General features: G+C 67.0%; 11 protein-coding genes. 5 read left to right on the top strand and 6 right to left on the bottom strand.

From position 1 onward, the window contains the following. The first annotated feature begins 6 nt into the window (after window positions 1–6). The 3 genes from LK540_RS19810 (at window position 7) to LK540_RS19800 (ending at window position 3167) form a co-directional block, all read left to right on the top strand. Window positions 7–1431, top strand: a complete 1425-nt coding sequence (locus LK540_RS19810) for a carotenoid oxygenase family protein (protein ID WP_229439039.1) — start codon at window positions 7–9, stop codon at window positions 1429–1431. An 88-nt stretch (window positions 1432–1519) separates the two neighbouring features. Then, window positions 1520–2461: a bifunctional Delta(1)-pyrroline-2-carboxylate/Delta(1)-piperideine-2-carboxylate reductase gene (lhpI, locus tag LK540_RS19805; RefSeq protein WP_229439038.1), complete on the top strand. Its 942-nt coding sequence runs from the start codon at window positions 1520–1522 to the stop codon at window positions 2459–2461. 70 nt (window positions 2462–2531) lie between these two features. Beyond that, the gene (locus LK540_RS19800; RefSeq protein WP_229439037.1) at window positions 2532–3167 is read left to right on the top strand and encodes a flavin reductase family protein; all 636 of its coding nucleotides are present in this window, start codon (window positions 2532–2534) and stop codon (window positions 3165–3167) included. 233 nt (window positions 3168–3400) lie between these two features. Here the strand turns inward: LK540_RS19800 and LK540_RS19795 are convergent, their stop codons facing one another. From LK540_RS19795 to LK540_RS19780, 4 genes are all read right to left on the bottom strand, one after another. Beyond that, a complete protein-coding gene (locus tag LK540_RS19795) occupies window positions 3401–4816 on the bottom strand; it encodes an ATP-binding protein (RefSeq protein WP_229439036.1) in 1416 nt (471 codons plus the stop codon). After that, a complete protein-coding gene (locus tag LK540_RS19790) occupies window positions 4813–5493 on the bottom strand; it encodes a response regulator transcription factor (protein ID WP_229439035.1) in 681 nt (226 codons plus the stop codon). Before LK540_RS19790 ends, LK540_RS19795 begins: the two co-directional genes overlap by 4 nt. A gap of 62 nt (window positions 5494–5555) precedes the next feature. Then, window positions 5556–8717 carry an efflux RND transporter permease subunit gene (locus LK540_RS19785; protein WP_229439034.1) on the bottom strand — a complete coding sequence of 1054 codons (3162 nt, stop codon included), beginning with the start codon at window positions 8715–8717 and terminating at the stop codon, window positions 5556–5558. Window positions 8718–8729: 12 nt separating this feature from the next. Then, window positions 8730–9929, bottom strand: a complete 1200-nt coding sequence (locus LK540_RS19780) for an efflux RND transporter periplasmic adaptor subunit (protein ID WP_229439033.1) — start codon at window positions 9927–9929, stop codon at window positions 8730–8732. Window positions 9930–10132: 203 nt separating this feature from the next. Here LK540_RS19780 and LK540_RS19775 point away from each other — a divergent pair, with 203 nt between their 5' ends. Next, entirely contained in the window at window positions 10133–12259 is a 2127-nt protein-coding gene (locus LK540_RS19775) for a bifunctional diguanylate cyclase/phosphodiesterase (protein WP_229439032.1), read from the top strand. 160 nt (window positions 12260–12419) lie between these two features. Next, window positions 12420–14621: an OsmC domain/YcaO domain-containing protein gene (locus LK540_RS19770; RefSeq protein WP_229439031.1), complete on the top strand. Its 2202-nt coding sequence runs from the start codon at window positions 12420–12422 to the stop codon at window positions 14619–14621. A 138-nt stretch (window positions 14622–14759) separates the two neighbouring features. On the opposite strand, the gene LK540_RS19765 is transcribed toward LK540_RS19770, so the two are convergent. Both LK540_RS19765 and LK540_RS19760 read right to left on the bottom strand, forming a co-directional pair. After that, window positions 14760–15524 (bottom strand): hypothetical protein, encoded by a 765-nt coding sequence (locus LK540_RS19765; RefSeq protein ID WP_229439030.1) that lies wholly within the window; start codon window positions 15522–15524, stop codon window positions 14760–14762. 159 nt (window positions 15525–15683) lie between these two features. After that, window positions 15684–16820 (bottom strand): ScyD/ScyE family protein, encoded by a 1137-nt coding sequence (locus LK540_RS19760; RefSeq protein ID WP_229439029.1) that lies wholly within the window; start codon window positions 16818–16820, stop codon window positions 15684–15686. Window positions 16821–17049 lie beyond the last annotated feature (229 nt).

Below are 17049 nucleotides of genomic sequence, written 5' to 3'. Positions count from 1 at the left end.
ATCATCATGGCCACCATGCTGGCGCACCCGCCCTCCATCGAAACCCTCGCGCCGTTTCGCCGCTCGCGCGAGTGCCACACGGCCGTTCCCGCCGAGATCGAGGGCGACATCCCAGGCTGGCTGCGCGGCGAACTCGTGCGCACCTGTCCGGCCGTGTTCGACGCGGCGGGCTGGCATGCCCGGCACTGGTTCGACGGACTCGGCATGGTCTACGCCTTCCGCATCGGCGAGGCCGGCATCGGCTTCCGTTCGCGCCTGCTCGACTCGGAGGCGGCGCGCGACGCCTGGCGCGGCAAGGCCCGACTCGGCAACTACGGCACGCCGACCGAACGCCCGCTCTGGCAGCGCATCGTCGAGCCGGTGCCGCGCATGACCGACAACGACAACGTCAACATCGTGCGCATCGGCCGCGACCTGGTGGCCATGACCGAAGGCAGCCGCCAGCTCGTCATCGACGACGCCACGCTCGCCGTGGACGGCGCCGTGCGCTATGCGGGCGACACCCTGCACGGCGCCCTGATGACGGCCCACCCGCACTTCGACGCCGAGCAGGGAAAGGTGGTGAACGTCGCCACGGAGTTCGGCATGCACGGCACGATCTCGGTCTACGAGCACGCACCGGACGCGCGCCGGCGCGAGGTCGTCGGGTCCTGGCAACCCGCGCGCATTCCCTATATCCACACCTTCGGGCTGACGCCGGAGAACGCGATCCTGGTCGCGCACCCGTTCGCGGTCAAGACGTCGAAGATGCTGTGGTCGAGCAAAGGCTACATCGATCACTTCGACTGGCACCCGGAAGAGGGCACGCACCTGGTCGTGATCGACCGCGCCAGCGGCGCCGTGCGCGAACACGTGACCGAGCCGTTCTTCGCCTTCCACACCGTGAATGCTTTCGAGCGCGGCGACGAGACCGTGCTCGACCTGCTGGCCTATCCCGACGCCGGCATCGTCGCGGCCCTGCGCGTCGAGCGCATGCTGGCGGAACTGCCCGACCTCAGGCCGACGCTGCTGCGCATCGTCATGCGCCACGGTGTGGCGCGGGCGCGGGTCGAGAAGCCCGGCGAGGCCGGGTTCGAGTTCCCGGCGACGAACTACAAGCGGGTGAACGGCCGCGCGTACCGCTACGTGTATGGCGCCGCGAACTGGCCCGACGCCGGGCACGCGTATGCCTCGGCCCTCGTCAAGACCGACCTCGACACCGGCCAGTCGACGGCCTTCGGCGACGAACCCTACGTGTTCGGCGAACCGGTTTTCGTCGCGCGCCCGCATGGCGAAAGCGAGGACGATGGTGTGCTGCTGACGGTCGGCTCGGCGCGCGATGCGGAAACGTCGGTACTGGCCGTCATCGATGCCAGGACGATGACGCCAATCGTGCGCGCCACCGTACCCAGCGCGATTCCGCTGGGCTTCCATGGCTCGTTCATACACTGAGGTCGACACGCAAGGGCCGGCTGATTGTTGCGCAATGCTCAACAATCAGACATCATGGACCGGTCCCCAGCCCGCCATGGAAAACCGCATGCAAGACATCGATCCGGCCGCCATCCGTTCCAGCAAACTCATCGTTTACGACCGCGAGCAAACCGCCGCCGTGCTCGACTTCGCCGCACTGGTCGACGCCATTGCCACGGCTGCCGGGGAACTCGAGGCCGGCGCCATCCGCAGCCCCGAGCGGCTGGTGGTGCCGCTGGGTGCCGGTGCGGTGATGCTCAGCATGCCCGCTGCCGCGCCGGACATCGCGATTCACAAGCTGGTCAACGTCCATCCCAGGAATCCGGGGATCGGCCTGCCGGCCATCCACGGCGCGGTGACGGTATGCGACACGGCCACCGGCCAGGTGCGCTGCGTGCTCGACGGCCCGGAAGTCACCGGCCGCCGCACCGCCGCCGTCAGCATGCTGGCGATCCGCCGGTTGCTGCCGCATGCGCCACGGCACGTCCTGCTCGTCGGCACCGGCGTCCAGGCGCGCTACCACGCGCAGGCCCTGCAGGCCTTGCACCCGCAGGCCCAGGTCTGGGTGCGGGCGCGCACGCAGGATGCTGCCATGCGTTTTTGCGACGCGCACCGCGCCCTGCACAGCCGTATGCAGCCGCTTGCGGCCGACCCTCCCGCGATGGACGTGGTGATCACGCTGACCACCAGCCTCGAACCGGTGTACGACGAAACCCCCCGGCCTGGCTGCCTGGTGATCGGCGTCGGCGCCTTCCGGCCGGAGATGGCGGAACTCGGCGCCACGACCCTGCACGGCAGCGACCTGTATGCCGACGACCCGCCTGGTGCGCGCCACGAGGCCGGCGACCTGCTGCGCGCCGGCGTCGACTGGTCACGCGTGCGCTCGCTCGGCGACTCGCTGCGCACCCCGGCCGACCCGGTGCGCCCGGCGGTGTTCAAGAGCGTCGGCACCGCGGCCTGGGACCTGGCGGCGGCGCGGGTGGCGCTGCGCTGCGCTGGCCTGGCCTGAGGCCGCGTCCGGCAGCGATTCGCATCCTTTGGCAGAATAGGGCATCTGCCATCGACATCGGAACGCTCACGTGACCCAGGACTATCACTTCTACGAACCGGCGCGCGGCCACGGCCTGCCGCACGATCCCTTCAACGCCATCATCGGCCCGCGCCCGATCGGCTGGATCTCCAGCCGCAGCGCGGACGGCATCCTGAACCTGGCGCCCTACAGCTTCTTCAACGCGTTCAACTACGTCCCGCCGATCATCGGCTTCTCCAGCCAGGGGCGCAAGGACACCCTGAACAACGTCGAGGCGACCGGCGAATTCGTGTGGAACCTGGCCACGCGTCCGCTGGCCGAAGCGATGAACGTCAGCTGCGCACCTGCGCCGCCCGAGGTCAATGAGTTCGAACTGGCCGGGCTGACGCCGGCGCCGGCACGGGTGGTCGGGACGCCGCGCGTGGCGGAGTCGCCGGTTGCCTTCGAATGCCGCGTCACCCAGGTCATCCCGCTGCAGACCACGGCCGGCAGCGATACCGGTAACCGGCTGGTGCTGGGGGAAGTGGTGGGCGTGCACATTGCGCGCCATTTGCTCAAGGACGGCATCTACGACACCGCCGGCGCGGGGCACATCCTGCGCGGCGGCGGGCCGGCTGATTATTTCGAGATCACGGAGGAGCAGTTGTTTCGGATGCACCGGCCGGGGTATCCGATTGATCGATGATTCCGTAGGGTGGGCACTCCGTGCCCACGCGGTTACGCGCGTATCCTGTTGCCGTTGGCCGCGCCGCAGATTTCCGTGGCCTCTGCAGCATGGCGCAGTATGCTGATACGGTGTTCGTCCGGGGCAGATGTTTCGAGCGACATCTCGGTGCACGTGTCCTAGGGATACGCACGTAACCGCGTGGGCACTTCGTCATCGATGCCCCCGGCATCAATGACCCCACCGTACGGGATTCAGCCGGTGCGTTCGACGGCCGCGTGCGTGGTTTGCACCGGCAGCACCAGCGTCGCGCGCAGCCCCGGCGCGTTGTCTTCGAGCCGCAGGCTTCCGCCATGCAGCCGCGCCACGGCCGACACCACGCTCAAGCCCAGCCCCACGCCCGGCGTGCCGCGGCTGCCGTCCACGCGGTAGAAACGCTGCACCACCTTCGGCCGCTCGTCCTCGGCAATGCCCGGCCCATCGTCCGCCACCGCCAAGGCGAGCACGCCACCGGGTTCCGGCCGCGCCGATACCGCGATCGCACCCCGTTCCGGCGCGTACTTGAGCGCATTCTCGACCAGGTTGCCGAGCGCCTGCGCAATCAGCAGCGGGTCGCCCACCACCGTCAACGCGCCCTCGGCGTGGAAGCCCAGGTCGATCTCCTTCAGCTCCGCCACCGGCAGGTAAAACTCGGTGACCTCCGCCCCCAGCCGCGCGAGGTCGACCTCCACGAAGCCGTTGCGCCGGCTGCCGCTGTCGATTTCGGCCAGGCGCAGCAGGGCCTGGAAGATGCGCATCACGCGGTCGATGTCGCCGATCGCCGCGTCGATCTCGGCAAAGGTCTCCTCGGTGTCCGGGCGCGTGATCGCCAGTTCTTCGAGCCGCGCGCGCAGTTCGCTCAGCGGCGTGCGCAAATCGTGGGCGATCGAGTTCGACACGTCCTGCACGCTCGTCACCAGCTGCTCGATCTGGTCGAGCATGCGGTTCACCGTCTGGGTCAGGAGCCGCAGTTCCTCGCCATCGTGCGGCTCGGCCAGGCGGCGCGAGAGCTTGCCTTCGATGATGGCGGCGGTGGTCTGGCTGATGCCGCCGATTCGCTCGAGCAGTGCGCGCCGGATCAGCATCCCGCCCAGGATGGCGCCCACCAGCACCGTGACCGCGCAGGCGAGCAGGCCATACACGAACAGGCGTTCGAGCTCCTCGAAACGGTTCAGGTTACTCGCCACCAGCAGGCGGTAGCCGCCGGGCAGGGTGACGCGCACCGACTCGATGCGGCGCGCCTTGCCGTCAACGTGGATGGTGCCCGAGCACAGGCCGTCGCGGTCGGGCAGGCCTTGCGGCCAGCGCGAGAGGTTGCCGGCGATGCGGCTGCCGTCGGACGCGGCCAGCAGCATGATCTTGCGCACGCCGTCGTTGGTGCCGACCACCTGGCTGTCGATGGCATTGGCCAGCGCCGCTTCGCCGCTGCGCGTGAACAGGTTCGCCAGGCGCTGGGCGTCGGAGCGCAGCAGTTCGGTGCGCACCTGTTCGATGTTCGTATGCCAGGCGTACCACAGCGGGCCGGCGAACATGGCCAGCACCAGCAGGCTGACGACGCCGTAGCCGGCGGCGATGGTGCGGGCGGAAAAGGTCGGCAGCTTGAGCATGAAGGCGAAACGGGGCCGGTTCACTGGCGGTCGGTCAGCATGTAGCCGGCATTGCGCACGGTCTTCAGCAGCGGCGTGGCAAAGGGCGCGTCGATCTTCTGGCGCAGCTTGCTGATATGGACGTCGATCACGTTGGTCTGCGGGTCGAAGTGGTAATCCCACACGTTCTCGAGCAGCATGGTGCGCGTGACCACCTGGTTGGCGTGGCGCAGCAGGTATTCGAGCAGCTTGAATTCACGCGGCTGCAGGGCAATCGCCGTGCCGGCGCGGGTGACCTTGTGCGCCAGCAGATCGACGCTCAGGTCGCCGAGCGCGAGCGTGGTGTCCGCCGCCTGTACCTGCGAGCGCCGCATCAGCGCGTCCAGGCGCGCCAGCAATTCGCCAAAGGCGAAGGGTTTCACCAGGTAGTCGTCGCCGCCGCGCTTCAGGCCGAGGATGCGGTCGTCCACGCCGTCGAGGGCGCTCAGCACCAGGATCGGCACCCGGTTCCCACCCTGGCGCAGCGTTTCGACGATGGCCAGGCCGTCGATGCCGCCTGGGAGCATGCGGTCCATGACGATGGCGTCATACGGCTCGCTGACGGCGTGGTACATGCCGTCGCGGCCGTTGTCGGCGTGGTGCACGGTATGGCCGGCCTCGACCAGGCCCTTGCACACGAAGCGCGCGACCCGTTCGTTGTCTTCGACTAGCAGCAGTTTCACAGCGTTTCCTTCAGGTTCCCGCACATGGCGGGCGCGATGCCGTCATTGTACCGGCCCGCGTGTCAGAGGGCGCCATGGCTGGCCACCTTGTGTTCATCCGCCGCATGCACGGCCGCAGCCGCCTTGCGCCGCTTGATCGGCCGCGCAATCAGCACGAAGAACAGCGGAATCAAATAAGTCGCCAGGAAGGTCGCCGTCAGCATGCCGCCGATGACGCCGATGCCGAGCGCGTTCTGGCTGGCGGCGCCGGCGCCGGTGGCGATTGCCAGCGGCAGCACGCCCAAGACGAACGCCATCGAGGTCATGATGATCGGTCGCAGGCGCAGCTTGGCCGATTCCAGCGCCGCTTCCACCACGCCGTAGCCCTGCTGCTGCAGTTCGCGCGCGAATTCGACGATCAGGATCGCGTTCTTGGCCGACAGGCCGATGGTGGTCAGGAGCCCCACCTGGAAGAACACGTCGTTCTGCAGGCCGAAGGCGGTGGCCGCACCCAGCGCGCCGAGCACGCCGATCGGCACCACCATGATCACCGACACCGGCACGCTCCAGCTTTCGTACAGCGCGGCCAGGCTGAGGAAGACCACCAGGATCGACAGCGCGTACAGCAGGGGCGCCTGGGCGCCGGCCTGGGATTCCTGCAGCGAGATGCCGCTCCACTCGTAGCCGATACCGGCCGGCAGCTGCCTCACCAGCCGGTCCATGATCTGCATCGCTTCGCCGCTGCTGGTGCCGGGCGCGGCCTGGCCCAGGATCTCGGCCGACTCGATGCCGTTATAGCGCTGCATCGCCGGCGCGCCCCACGACCACTCGGCTTTCGCGAACGAGGAGAAGGGCACCATCTGCCCGTCGGCATTCCTCACGTGGAGCAGGCGGAGATCGTCCGGGTTCATGCGAAAGCGCGCATCGGCCTGTACGTAGACGCGCTTGATGCGGTTGTCGGTATCGAAGAAGTTATTGACGTACTTCGCGCCCCAGGCGGTCGAGAAGATCTGGTCGACGCTGGACAGACTGACGCCGAGCGCAGCCGCCTTTTCGTGGTCGATCGAGATCTTGTAGGTCGAGCTGTCGGCCTGGCCGGTGAAGCGCACCCGCACCAGGTTCGGTTCCTTGGCGGCGAGGGCCAGCAGTTGGTCGCGCGCCTTGCCCAGCGCTTCGTGGCCGAGGTTGCCGCGGTCCTGCAGCTGCATCGAGAAGCCGGCGGCCGAGCCCAGGCCGCGGATCGGCGGCGGTTCCACCGGTGTGATGCGGGCACCCTGGAAGTCGCCATAGCGCGCCGCGATGCGGCTGCTCAGGGCAGCGACGCTCAGCTCCGCGTCCTTGCGTTCGTCCCAGGTCTTCAGGCGCACGAACAGGCGGCCCTGGTTCTGGCCGCGCGCCGGGTTATTGGCGCCGATGGTCATGAAGGTGGCGTCGACCATCGCCTTTTCGTCGTTCAGCAGGTAGTGGTCGATCTGTTCCAGCACCTTGCCCGTGGTCTCGACCGTACTGCCGGCCGCCGTTTCCACCTGCACGAACATGTAGCCCTGGTCTTCCTTCGGCAGGAAGCCGCCCGGCAGGCGCATGAACAGCGCCAGCACCAGGCCGATCATGAGCGCGTAGACCAGCATCCACAGGCCGCGCCGGCCGAGGATGGCCGTGACGCTGCCCAGGTAGCGGTCGCGCTCGCGCTCGAAGGATCGGTTGAACCAGCCGAAGAAGCCGCGTTTCTCGTGATGGTTGTCGTCGGGGCGCTTCAGCAGCATTGCGCACAGCGCCGGCGTCAGGGTCAGCGCGACGAACACCGACAGCAGCATCGAGGCCACCACCGTCAGCGAGAATTCGCGGTAGATCGCGCCCACCGTGCCGCTCGAAAAGGCGACCGGCACGAACACGGCCGACAGCACCAGGGCCACGCCGATCAGGGCGCTGGTGATCTGGCCCATCGCCTTTTTCGTCGCCTCGTACGGTTCGAGTCCGTCCTCGTGCATCACGCGCTCGACGTTCTCGACCACGACGATCGCATCGTCGACCAGGAGGCCGATCGCCAGCACCAGGCCGAACATCGACAGCGTATTGATCGTGAAGCCCAGCGCCGACATGATGCCGAAGGTCCCGAGCAGCACCACCGGCACCGTGATCGACGGGATCAGGGTGGCGCGGAAGTTTTGCAGGAACAGGTACATCACCAGGAACACCAGCACGATGCCTTCGATCAGGGTCTTCACCACCTCGTGGATCGACACCTCGATGAAGGGCGTGATGTCGTTCGGGTAGACCACGCGCAGGCCTTCGGGGAAGAAGGCGCTCAATTCTTTGAGGCGCGCGCGAACGGCGTCGGCGGTGTCGAGCGCGTTCGCGTCCGGACCGAGCTGGATGCCCAGGCCCGAGGCCGGCTTGCCGTTGTAGCGCACGTCGACGTTGTAGTTTTCCGGGCCGAGCGCCACGCGCGCCACGTCCTTGACGCGTACGCTGGAGCCGTCGGGGCGGACCTTGAGCAGGATGCGCTCGAACTGTTCGGGCGTGCGCAGCAGGCTGGCCTGGTTGATGGTGGCGCTCAGGGTCTGGCCGGGCACGGCCGGCAGGCCGCCCAGCTGGCCGCCCGAGACCTGCACGTTCTGGGCCTCGATGGCGGCGTTCACGTCGAGCGGCGTGAGCGCAAAGCTGGTGAGCTTGACCGGGTCGAGCCAGATGCGCATCGCGTACTGGGTGCCGAACAAATTCATGCTGCCGACGCCGGGGATGCGGCTCAAGGGGTCCTGCACGTTCGAGGCCACGTAGTTGGCGATGTCGAATTTCGACATGCTGTCGTTGTCGGACACGAAGGCGGCCACCATCAGGAAGTCGCTGGTCGATTTACTGACGCGCAGGCCGGCGTTCTGCACGTCGCGCGGCAGGCGCGGCACGGCCGCCTGCAGCTGGTTCTGTACCTGCACCTGGGCGATGTCGGGGTCGGTGCCGGGGGCGAAGGTGAGGGTGGTGGTCGACTGGCCGGTCTCGTCGCTGCTCGACGACATGTAGAGCATGTTGTCGATTCCGGTCATTTGCTGCTCGATCACCTGGACCACGGTGTTCTGCATGGTCTCGGCCGAGGCGCCCGGGAAGCTGGCGCGGATCTGCACGGCCGGCGGCGACACCGGCGGATACTGCTCGACCGGCATGTTGTGCAGCGTGATACCGCCGACCAGCATGATGAGAAGCGAAATGACGATCGCGAAGATCGGCCGCTCGATGAAGAATTTAGGCATCGGGAACGGTCCTCAGCTTGCGGCGGCAGGGGTTGGCGCGGCAGGAGCAGGAGCAGCCGGAGCAGCGGCAGCAGCGGCGCGCACCTTCACCGCCATGTCCGGCTTGAGCTTCTGGGTGCCGCTCACGATCACGCGTTCGCCTTCCTTCAGCCCGTCCTCGACCAGCCACTGGCCATTTGCGAGTGCGCCGGTGCGCACCGGGCGCAGCACGGTCTTGCCGTTCTCACCGACCAGCATCACGCTGGCCTCGCCTTTTTGATTGCGGGTGACGGCCGGCGCCGGCACCTGCACGACGTTCGGGCGCATGCCCTGGTTCACCGAGGCGCGCACGAACATCCCCGGCAGCAGCAAATGGTCGGGGTTCGGGAAGCGCGCGCGCAGCGTCACCGAGCCGGTGGCCGGGTCCACGGTCACGCCGCTCACTTCCAGCGTGCCCTCGTGGGCATAGGTGCTGCCGTCCTCGAGCTGCAGCTTGACCCTGGTCTGCTGGCCGCTCGCGGTCAGCTTGCCGGCCGCGATGTCGCGGCGCAGGGCCAGGCCTTCCACGCTCGACTGCTGCAGGTCGACGAACATCGGGTCCAGCTGCTGGATGGTGGTCATCAGGGTGGCCGAGCCGCCCTGCACGTAGGCGCCTTTCGTCACCTGCGAGATGCTGCTGCGGCCGGCGATCGGCGCCGTGACGCTGGTGTAGCCGAGGTTGATGCGGGCATTGCTGGCGGCAGCTTCGGCCGCGGCGACGTCGGCGGCGGCTTGCAGCTGCGCCGCTTCGGCATCGTCGAAGTCCTGCTTGCTGATGGCATTGCTGACGATGAGCACCTTGTAGCGCTTCAGCTGGGCGGTGCTGCTGGCCAGGTTCGCCTGCGCGCGCTTGAGCTGCGCCTCGGCGCTGGCCAGGGCGGTGCGGTAGGGAGCCGGGTCGATCCGGTACAGCGGCTGCCCGGCGCGCACGTCGCTGCCCTCCGTAAAGCTGCGCTCCTGCACGATGCCGTCGACCCGCGCCCGCACTTCGGCCAGCAGCGAGGGCGAAGTACGGCCCGGCAGCTCGACGTCCATCCGCACGGCGCTGCGCTGCACGGGCATGACCGTGACTTCGGGTACGGCCGGGGCGGGTGGTGTGGCGTCCTTGCCGCAGGCGGCGAGCAGGCATGCAAGAAGGAGGGCGCTGCCGGTGGCCGGCAGTCCCTTGCGGCATTCAGGGAGGTGGAATGGCATTGAAGAGTTGGTAGTCGAGGTTGGCGAACATCGCGTAGCGGAACACTATGCCACCAGCGAACTAAACTGTGGATGTCTGGGACATTAAGGATTGTTAATGTTTATCCGCAGACGGGGGACGTCACGCTGCGTACATACGCACGCCGCCCGCGCGGCTTGCCATGCTAGTATGGCCGCAGGCACTAACGCATCATCCAGCGACCATGCATTCCAGCACTGCCGTGGAGATCCAGCGCCGGCTCGATGACTTGCTCGATCATTTGCCGGCAGGCGTCGTCGTGCATGGCGCCGACGGCCGCATCGTCAGCGCCAACAAGCTGGCCTGCGAACTGCTGGGGCAGAGTCCCCAGCAGCTGAAAGGCATCGAAGCAAGCGCCGCCGCCTGGGAGCTGGTGCGCTCCGACGGCAGCCCCATGCCGTCGGAGCAATTCCCCGTCAACGTCGTGCTGCGCACCGGCAGCAAGATCTCGCACCTGATCGTCGGCATCCCGGGCGCGCCGGGCACGCAGCCACGCTGGCTGATCTGCAACGCCTATCCCGGATTCGACGCGGCCGGCCACCTGCGCGAGGCGGTGGTCTGTTTCACCGACTGCACCCTGCTCAAGCGCGCCAAGCAGCGCCTGCAAAAGTCCGAGCAGCGCCTGCGCCTGGTACTGCGCGGCTCTACCGACGCGCCCTGGGACAACGACCTCGTGAGCGGCGAATTCTATTATTCCGAGCGCTGGTGGCACATGCTGGGCTACCGGCCGGACGAGCTGGCGCCGCATGCCGGACTCTGGCTCGACCTGGTGCACCCGGACGAGCGGCCCGGCATCGACGCCTTCATGGCGGCGCTGGCCGCGGAGCGCCGCGAGAGCTATGCCATCGAATTCCGGCTGCGCCACCGCGACGGCCACTACGTGCCGGTGCTGTCGCGCGGCTTCGTGCGGCGCGACAGCACTGGAAAACCTTTGCGCATTTCCGGCACCAACACCGACCTCAGCGAGCGCAAGCGCGCCGAGCGCCATATATACGAGCTGGCGTATTTCGACCAGCTGACCGGCTTGCCGAACCGGCGCCTGCTCATCGAGGAACTCGACAAGACCCTGGCGCGCAGCCACCGTTCCGGACGACTCGGGGCCCTGGTCTTTCTCGATCTCGACAACTTCAAGCTGATCAACGACACGATGGGCCACGCTGCCGGCGACGCGCTGCTGCGCCAGGTGGCTGGGCGCCTGCGCCAGACGCTGCGCCAGAGCGACCATCTGGCGCGCCTGGGCGGCGACGAGTTCGTGCTCGTGCTGGAAGAACTGGGCGGGTCGGGCGAAGAAGCGGTGCGCGAAGCCGGCATCGTCGTCGACAAGCTCAAGCTGGTCCTGGACCAGCCCTACAGCCTGGACGGTCGCCCCTTCGTGAGTACCCCAAGCATGGGGCTGGTGCTGTTCGACGGCGTCTCGAGCGACGTCGACACCCTGCTCAGGCAGGCCGATCTCGCCATGTACCAGGCCAAGGCGGAGGGGCGCAACACCGCGCGCTTTTTCGATCCGGGCATGCAGGCGTCGGCCGAGCGCCAGGCCTCGCTCGAACGCGCGCTGCGCGAGGGCCTGTCGGCGCACGAGTTCGTGCTGTATTGCCAGCCCCAGTTCAGCAGCAGCGGTGCGCTGTTCGGGGCCGAGGTGCTGGTGCGCTGGCGCCGCGCCGACGGCGTCCTGCTCGGGCCGGACCAGTTCATCGGCCTGGCCGAAGCCTCGGGCCTGATCGTGCCCCTCGGCCGCCACGTGCTCGAGGAGAGCTGCCGCGCGCTGGCGCGCTGGCGGGGCGATGCGGCGCTGGACAAGCTGAAGCTCGCCGTCAACGTCAGCGTGCAGCAGTTGCGCAGCGACGCGTTTCCCGAGCAGGTGGCGCGCATCCTGCACGACACCGGCGCGCCGCCCGCCCAGCTGTGCCTGGAGCTGACCGAAAGCGTGTTCGCCGAAAACGTCGCCGAGCTGATCGCGCACATGCACACGCTGTGCGGCCTCGGCGTGCAGTTTTCGCTCGACGACTTCGGCACCGGCTATTCCTCGCTCGCCTACCTGCGCCGCTTTCCGCTGGCGGCCCTGAAGATCGACCGCTCGTTCGTGCACGACGTGCACCTCGATCCCGCCGCCGCGCCGATCATCGAGGCCATCATCGCCCTGGCGCGCGGGCTCCGGCTCGACATCGTCGCCGAGGGCGTCGAGCACGAAGCGCAGCGCAGCTTCCTGGTCGAAGGCGGCTGCGGCGCGCTGCAGGGCTACCTGCTGGGGCGGCCGGTGCCGATCGCGGATTTCGAGCGGCTGTATCGCGATGCCGGCGCCGTGGGCGCATGACCTGGCAGAGCGCCTGGCCTGCGCGCCGCCCCGCCGCACAGCACACGCAACGCGATCATAGAGCCCTGTTTTTACAGGGCTTTTCGCATTCTTGCCTTTCCCGCGCGGCGGAAACCACGGATAATGCGCGCATCTTTTCGCGTAAAAATCTGGAATTCCCATGGAAATCAAAGTCAACTTCCTCGACAAGCTGCGCCTGGAAGCCAAGTTCGACGACTTCACCGTCATCGCCGACCAGCCGATCCGCTACAAGGGCGACGGCTCGGCCCCCGGCCCCTTCGACTACTTCCTGGCCTCGTCGGCCCTGTGCGCGGCCTATTTCGTGAAGCTGTACTGCGACACCCGCAACATCCCGACCGAGAACATCCGCCTTTCGCAGAACAACATCGTCGACCCGGAAAACCGCTACGCCCAGATCTTCAAGATCCAGGTCGAGCTCCCGGCCGATATCTCGGACAAGGACCGCCAGGGCATCCTGCGCTCGATCGACCGCTGCACGGTGAAGAAGGTGGTCCAGCAGGGGCCGGAATTCGTGATCGAGGAAGTCGAGAACCTGGACGCCGATGCCCAGGCGCTGCTGACCCTGCAGCCCGACGCCGGCGCCGCCACCTACATCCCCGGCAAAGACCTGCCGCTCGAACAAACCATCGCCAACATGTCGGGCCTGCTGGCCAGCCTGGGCATCAAGATCGAGATCGCGTCCTGGCGCAACATCGTGCCGAACGTGTGGTCGCTGCACATCCGCGACGCCCATTCGCCGATGTGCTTCACCAACGGCAAGGGCGCGACCAAGGAAAGCGCGCTGGCCTCGGCCCTGGGCGAGTACCTCGAACGCATCAGCAACAACCATTTCTATGCCGGTTCCTACTGGGGCGAAGAGTTCGCCAACGCCGACTTCGTGCACTACCCGAACGAGCGCTGGTTCAAGCCCGGCCACCGCGATGCGCTGCCGAAGGAAATCCTCGACGACTACACGCTGGAGATCTACGATCCCGAGGGCGAACTGCGCGGCGCGCACCTGGTCGACACCAACTCCGGGAATGCGGCGCGCGGCATCGTGTCGCTGCCGTACACGCGCCATTCGGACGGCGCAACGGTGTACTTCCCGGTTAGCCTGATCGAGAACCTGTACGCCAGCAACGGCATGAGCGCCGGGAACACCCTGGCCGAAGCGCAGGTGCAGTGCCTGTCCGAGATTTTCGAGCGCGCCGTGAAGCGCGAGATCCTGGAAGGCGAATTCGCCCTGCCGGACGTGCCGCAGGACGTGCTGGATAAATATCCCGGCATCGTGGCAGGCATCAAGGGCCTGGAAGAGCAGGGCTTCCCGGTGCTGGTCAAGGATGCCTCGCTCGGCGGCCGCTATCCGGTGATGTGCGTGACGCTGATGAACCCGAAGACCGGCGGCGTGTTTGCGTCCTTCGGCGCGCACCCGAGCTTCGAGGTGGCGCTGGAGCGCAGCCTGACCGAACTGCTGCAGGGCCGCAGCTTCGAGGGCCTGAACGACTTGCCGCAGCCGACCTTTGCCAGCGAAGCGGTCACCGAGCCGTACAACTTCGTCGAGCACTTCATCGATTCCAGCGGCGTGGTGTCGTGGCGCTTCTTCAGCGCCAGATCGGACTACGATTTCGTCGAGTGGGATTTTTCCGGCCACGGCGAAAACTCGAACGCCGACGAAGCGGCGACCCTGCTCGGCATCCTGCAAGAGATGGGCAAGGAAGTCTACATGGCTGTGTACGATGGCCTGGGCGCGACCGCCTGTCGCATCCTGGTGCCGGGCTACTCGGAAGTCTATCCGGTCGAAGACCTGGTCTGGGACAACACCAACAAGGCGCTGCTGTTCCGCGAAGACATCCTGAACCTGCACCGTCTCGACGACGAGCAGCTGGCCGACTTGCTGGAGCGCCTCGAGACCAACGAGCTGGACGAATACGGCGACATCGCCAGCCTGATCGGCATCGAGTTCGACGAGAACACCGATTGGGGCCAGCTGACCGTGCTCGAACTGCGCCTCCTGATCAACCTCGCGCTGAAGCAGTTCGACGAAGCGCACGAGCTGGTCGGGGCCTTCCTGCAGTACAACGACAACACCGCCGAGCGCCGCCTGTTCTACGGGGCGCTGAACGTGGTGCTGGAAGTGGTGCTCGACCCCGAGCTGGAACTTAGCGACTACGTGCACAACTTCCGCCGCATGTTCGGCGACGCGCGCATGGATGCGGCGCTGGGGTCGGTGGACGGGAATGTCCGCTTCTTCGGCCTCACGCCAACCAGTATGGGCCTCGAGGGACTCGACCGTCATCACCGCTTGATGGACAGCTACCGCAAGCTGCACAAGGCGCGTGCCGAGGCGGCAAAGCGCGGCTGATGGGTTGACCGGCGCCCGATGCCGCGGCGTTCCGGCCCCGGATGCCGAAACGCCTGGCGACACCGTTTGAGCATCGCCGGCAGGCGCCACGATGTGCCTGCATCCTCAGCTTACGGTGTTCGGCGCGCGCTTTCGGTCTCAGGGCGCCGCGACCGCGTCGAACACGGCCTGGTCCACCTTGCCGCCTATCCGGACCGACTTCGCCTCGGTCCGCAACACGCTTGCCATATCCTGTACGATGGCGGTCTCGGAAAACAGGGTGATCGGCTCGCCGTGCACGTCCACCAGGGTGCCCGGCTTTGCGTCCGCCACACATATCTGGCTCACCGCTTGCTGCATCCCGGGAGGAATCGGCATGCACTTGACCGCAATTCCCCCGATGGTGCGCGCCTCGGTGAAATGATCGGCTTTCCCCTCGGTTTCCGGCGGCATGAATTCGCCGGGCGGTGACACCAGGCGCTTGCCCTCCTTGTCAATGCCGTCGTAGTGCAGCTTGCCGGCACGCCCAAGGTAAGTGGTCCAGGTACGAACGATCCGGCTTTCGCAGGCCTGGTCCGCGTCACCCACCTCGACGTCGAAGCGCTCTTCCTTGAACAGATACGATGTGCCATCGCTGACGTAGGTCTTGCGTGCGGTAACGAAGTCAGCCGGGAATGTCACGAAAGGTTTGGGGGGCGACTTCGTCTTCAACTGGTGCACGGTCACGCACATGTCGTACATGCCTTTCTGCAGGCGATGATGGTCGGTGGCCGATGCCGGACGCTCGACCGTGACGACATGATACGAGCGGCCACCGGCCTGGCCGGTCTCGCCGGGCGTGGGCGGTGATGGAGGAGAGGGAGAGCATGCGGCAAGCAGGGCGGCGCTGCAAAGAACGCCAGGAAGCAGGAAGAAACGGGGCATGGATCGCTTCGTGTCAAATGATCATCTTGTTATCCATTCTATAACACGAACTTGCCATTTGGATACTGCCCAGACTATGCGCGCGAAGACCGATCGTGTGCTTGCCCAGCCGCCCGGCGCCGGGTCGGCCCGGCACCGGATCCCGGCCTGCCTGGCCAACTAGTCGAGGCGGATACGAAGCACGGTGCCACCGGCTGCAAACTGTCCTCCGGGGATGGGGCCCGGCACGACCCCGTTGTTCGTCACATAGGCCGCATTGTCCTCGCCTATCGCCAGGCCGCCGGGGTAGAACAGCTGGTCGTACACCACCGTCCGGCTTCCATCGGGATTCACGCGGATCAGGCGGCCGGGCGGCCGCAAGGGCGGCGCGCCGAAGGACGGGCCATTGCCGATTTCCAGCACATACAGGCGCTGCCAGCTGTCAAAGGCAAGCGCGACGATGTTGGTGAAACCGCTCGCATACGTTTGCAACAGGGTGCCATCCGGCGCCATCCGGTACACGTTGGCGCCGCCGACCGGGAAGGGAAAGCCGGTCAGTTCGCCGACATACAGCCAGCCGTCCCTGCCATCGACGACCGTGGTCGGGACCGATTGCATCGGAATGGTGGCGCCGGGCGGCAGCGCCAGCGACGGCGGCGCGGGCACCAGCCTTGGGGGAAAGGCGGCCAGCGTGGTGATGCTGCGATTCGCGGCAATGCCGAAAACCGCATTGGCGCCGGCATCGGCAACGACGGTCTGGCCGGAAGCGAGGGCGACGCCGTTCGGGTTGCTGTCCGCACCGCCGGGCACCGGATTGTGGGTGAACTCGTAGGTGGCGATATCGGCAGCCGCCAGCACGGGTCCGCCATGCAGGCTGAGCTGCAGCACCTTGCCGAACAGCCAGGCTTTGCGCCCGACACCGTTGCGTGCCGGCGCGTCGGCGCCGAGTCCCATTGCGAGCGCGGCGCGTCCATCGCGGGAAAATGCAATGTTTTGCGGCCCGGTTCCGCCAAACCCATCCGGCTGCCCGGCCACCGACGGCAGCCCGGTAATGATGCGCTTGGGCGGATTGACGCCGCGCGGGTCGACCCGGGTGAGCGCGCCGGTCTCGCCATAACACGCGGTGCGCCCGTCGGCCAGGACCAGGCAGCGCCCGTTTCCGCCACTGCCGGCCTCGGCAACGAACAGCTGGCCGTTCGGTGCGAATGCCAGCCCGCGCGGATTGTTCAGGCCGGTGGCGACGACCTCGACCTGCGGCGCGGCGTGTAATGCGGAGGTGGCCGCCAGCGTGGCCAGCATGAAAGAAAGGCGTTTCATGAGGGACTCCTGGGAAGATGCGTGGGCCGACCAGCATACGTTTGCCTAGCGCGGAATCCTATGCTGGATCGGTATCGTTTGATACTTGTCAATGATCGCTGTCTCGTGTTCGACACCATGTTCGGCAGCTCATTCCACGCGTCCATTGCTTGCATTAATCGCAAAAAAAATCCGGCGCAAGCCTTCCCGGCAGCGCACCGGCGCGTTACTCTAGCCGCTTTACGCACGC

The organism is Massilia sp. IC2-278 (assembly GCF_020708045.1).
Lineage (GTDB): Bacteria > Pseudomonadota > Gammaproteobacteria > Burkholderiales > Burkholderiaceae_D > Telluria.
This window is presented reverse-complemented; position numbering and strand designations above follow the sequence as displayed.

Bases quoted from the DNA above. Each gene is read 5' to 3' on its own strand.
- LK540_RS19810 (WP_229439039.1), top strand. From the start codon at position 7: ATGGCCACCATGCTGGCGCACCCGCCCTCCATCGAAACCCTCGCGCCG.
- lhpI (WP_229439038.1), top strand. From the start codon at position 1,520: ATGCAAGACATCGATCCGGCCGCCATCCGTTCCAGCAAACTCATCGTT.
- LK540_RS19785 (WP_229439034.1), bottom strand. From the start codon at position 8,717: ATGCCTAAATTCTTCATCGAGCGGCCGATCTTCGCGATCGTCATTTCG.
- LK540_RS19780 (WP_229439033.1), bottom strand. From the start codon at position 9,929: ATGCCATTCCACCTCCCTGAATGCCGCAAGGGACTGCCGGCCACCGGC.
- LK540_RS19775 (WP_229439032.1), top strand. From the start codon at position 10,133: ATGCATTCCAGCACTGCCGTGGAGATCCAGCGCCGGCTCGATGACTTG.
- LK540_RS19770 (WP_229439031.1), top strand. From the start codon at position 12,420: ATGGAAATCAAAGTCAACTTCCTCGACAAGCTGCGCCTGGAAGCCAAG.
- LK540_RS19765 (WP_229439030.1), bottom strand. From the start codon at position 15,524: ATGCCCCGTTTCTTCCTGCTTCCTGGCGTTCTTTGCAGCGCCGCCCTG.
- LK540_RS19760 (WP_229439029.1), bottom strand. From the start codon at position 16,820: ATGAAACGCCTTTCTTTCATGCTGGCCACGCTGGCGGCCACCTCCGCA.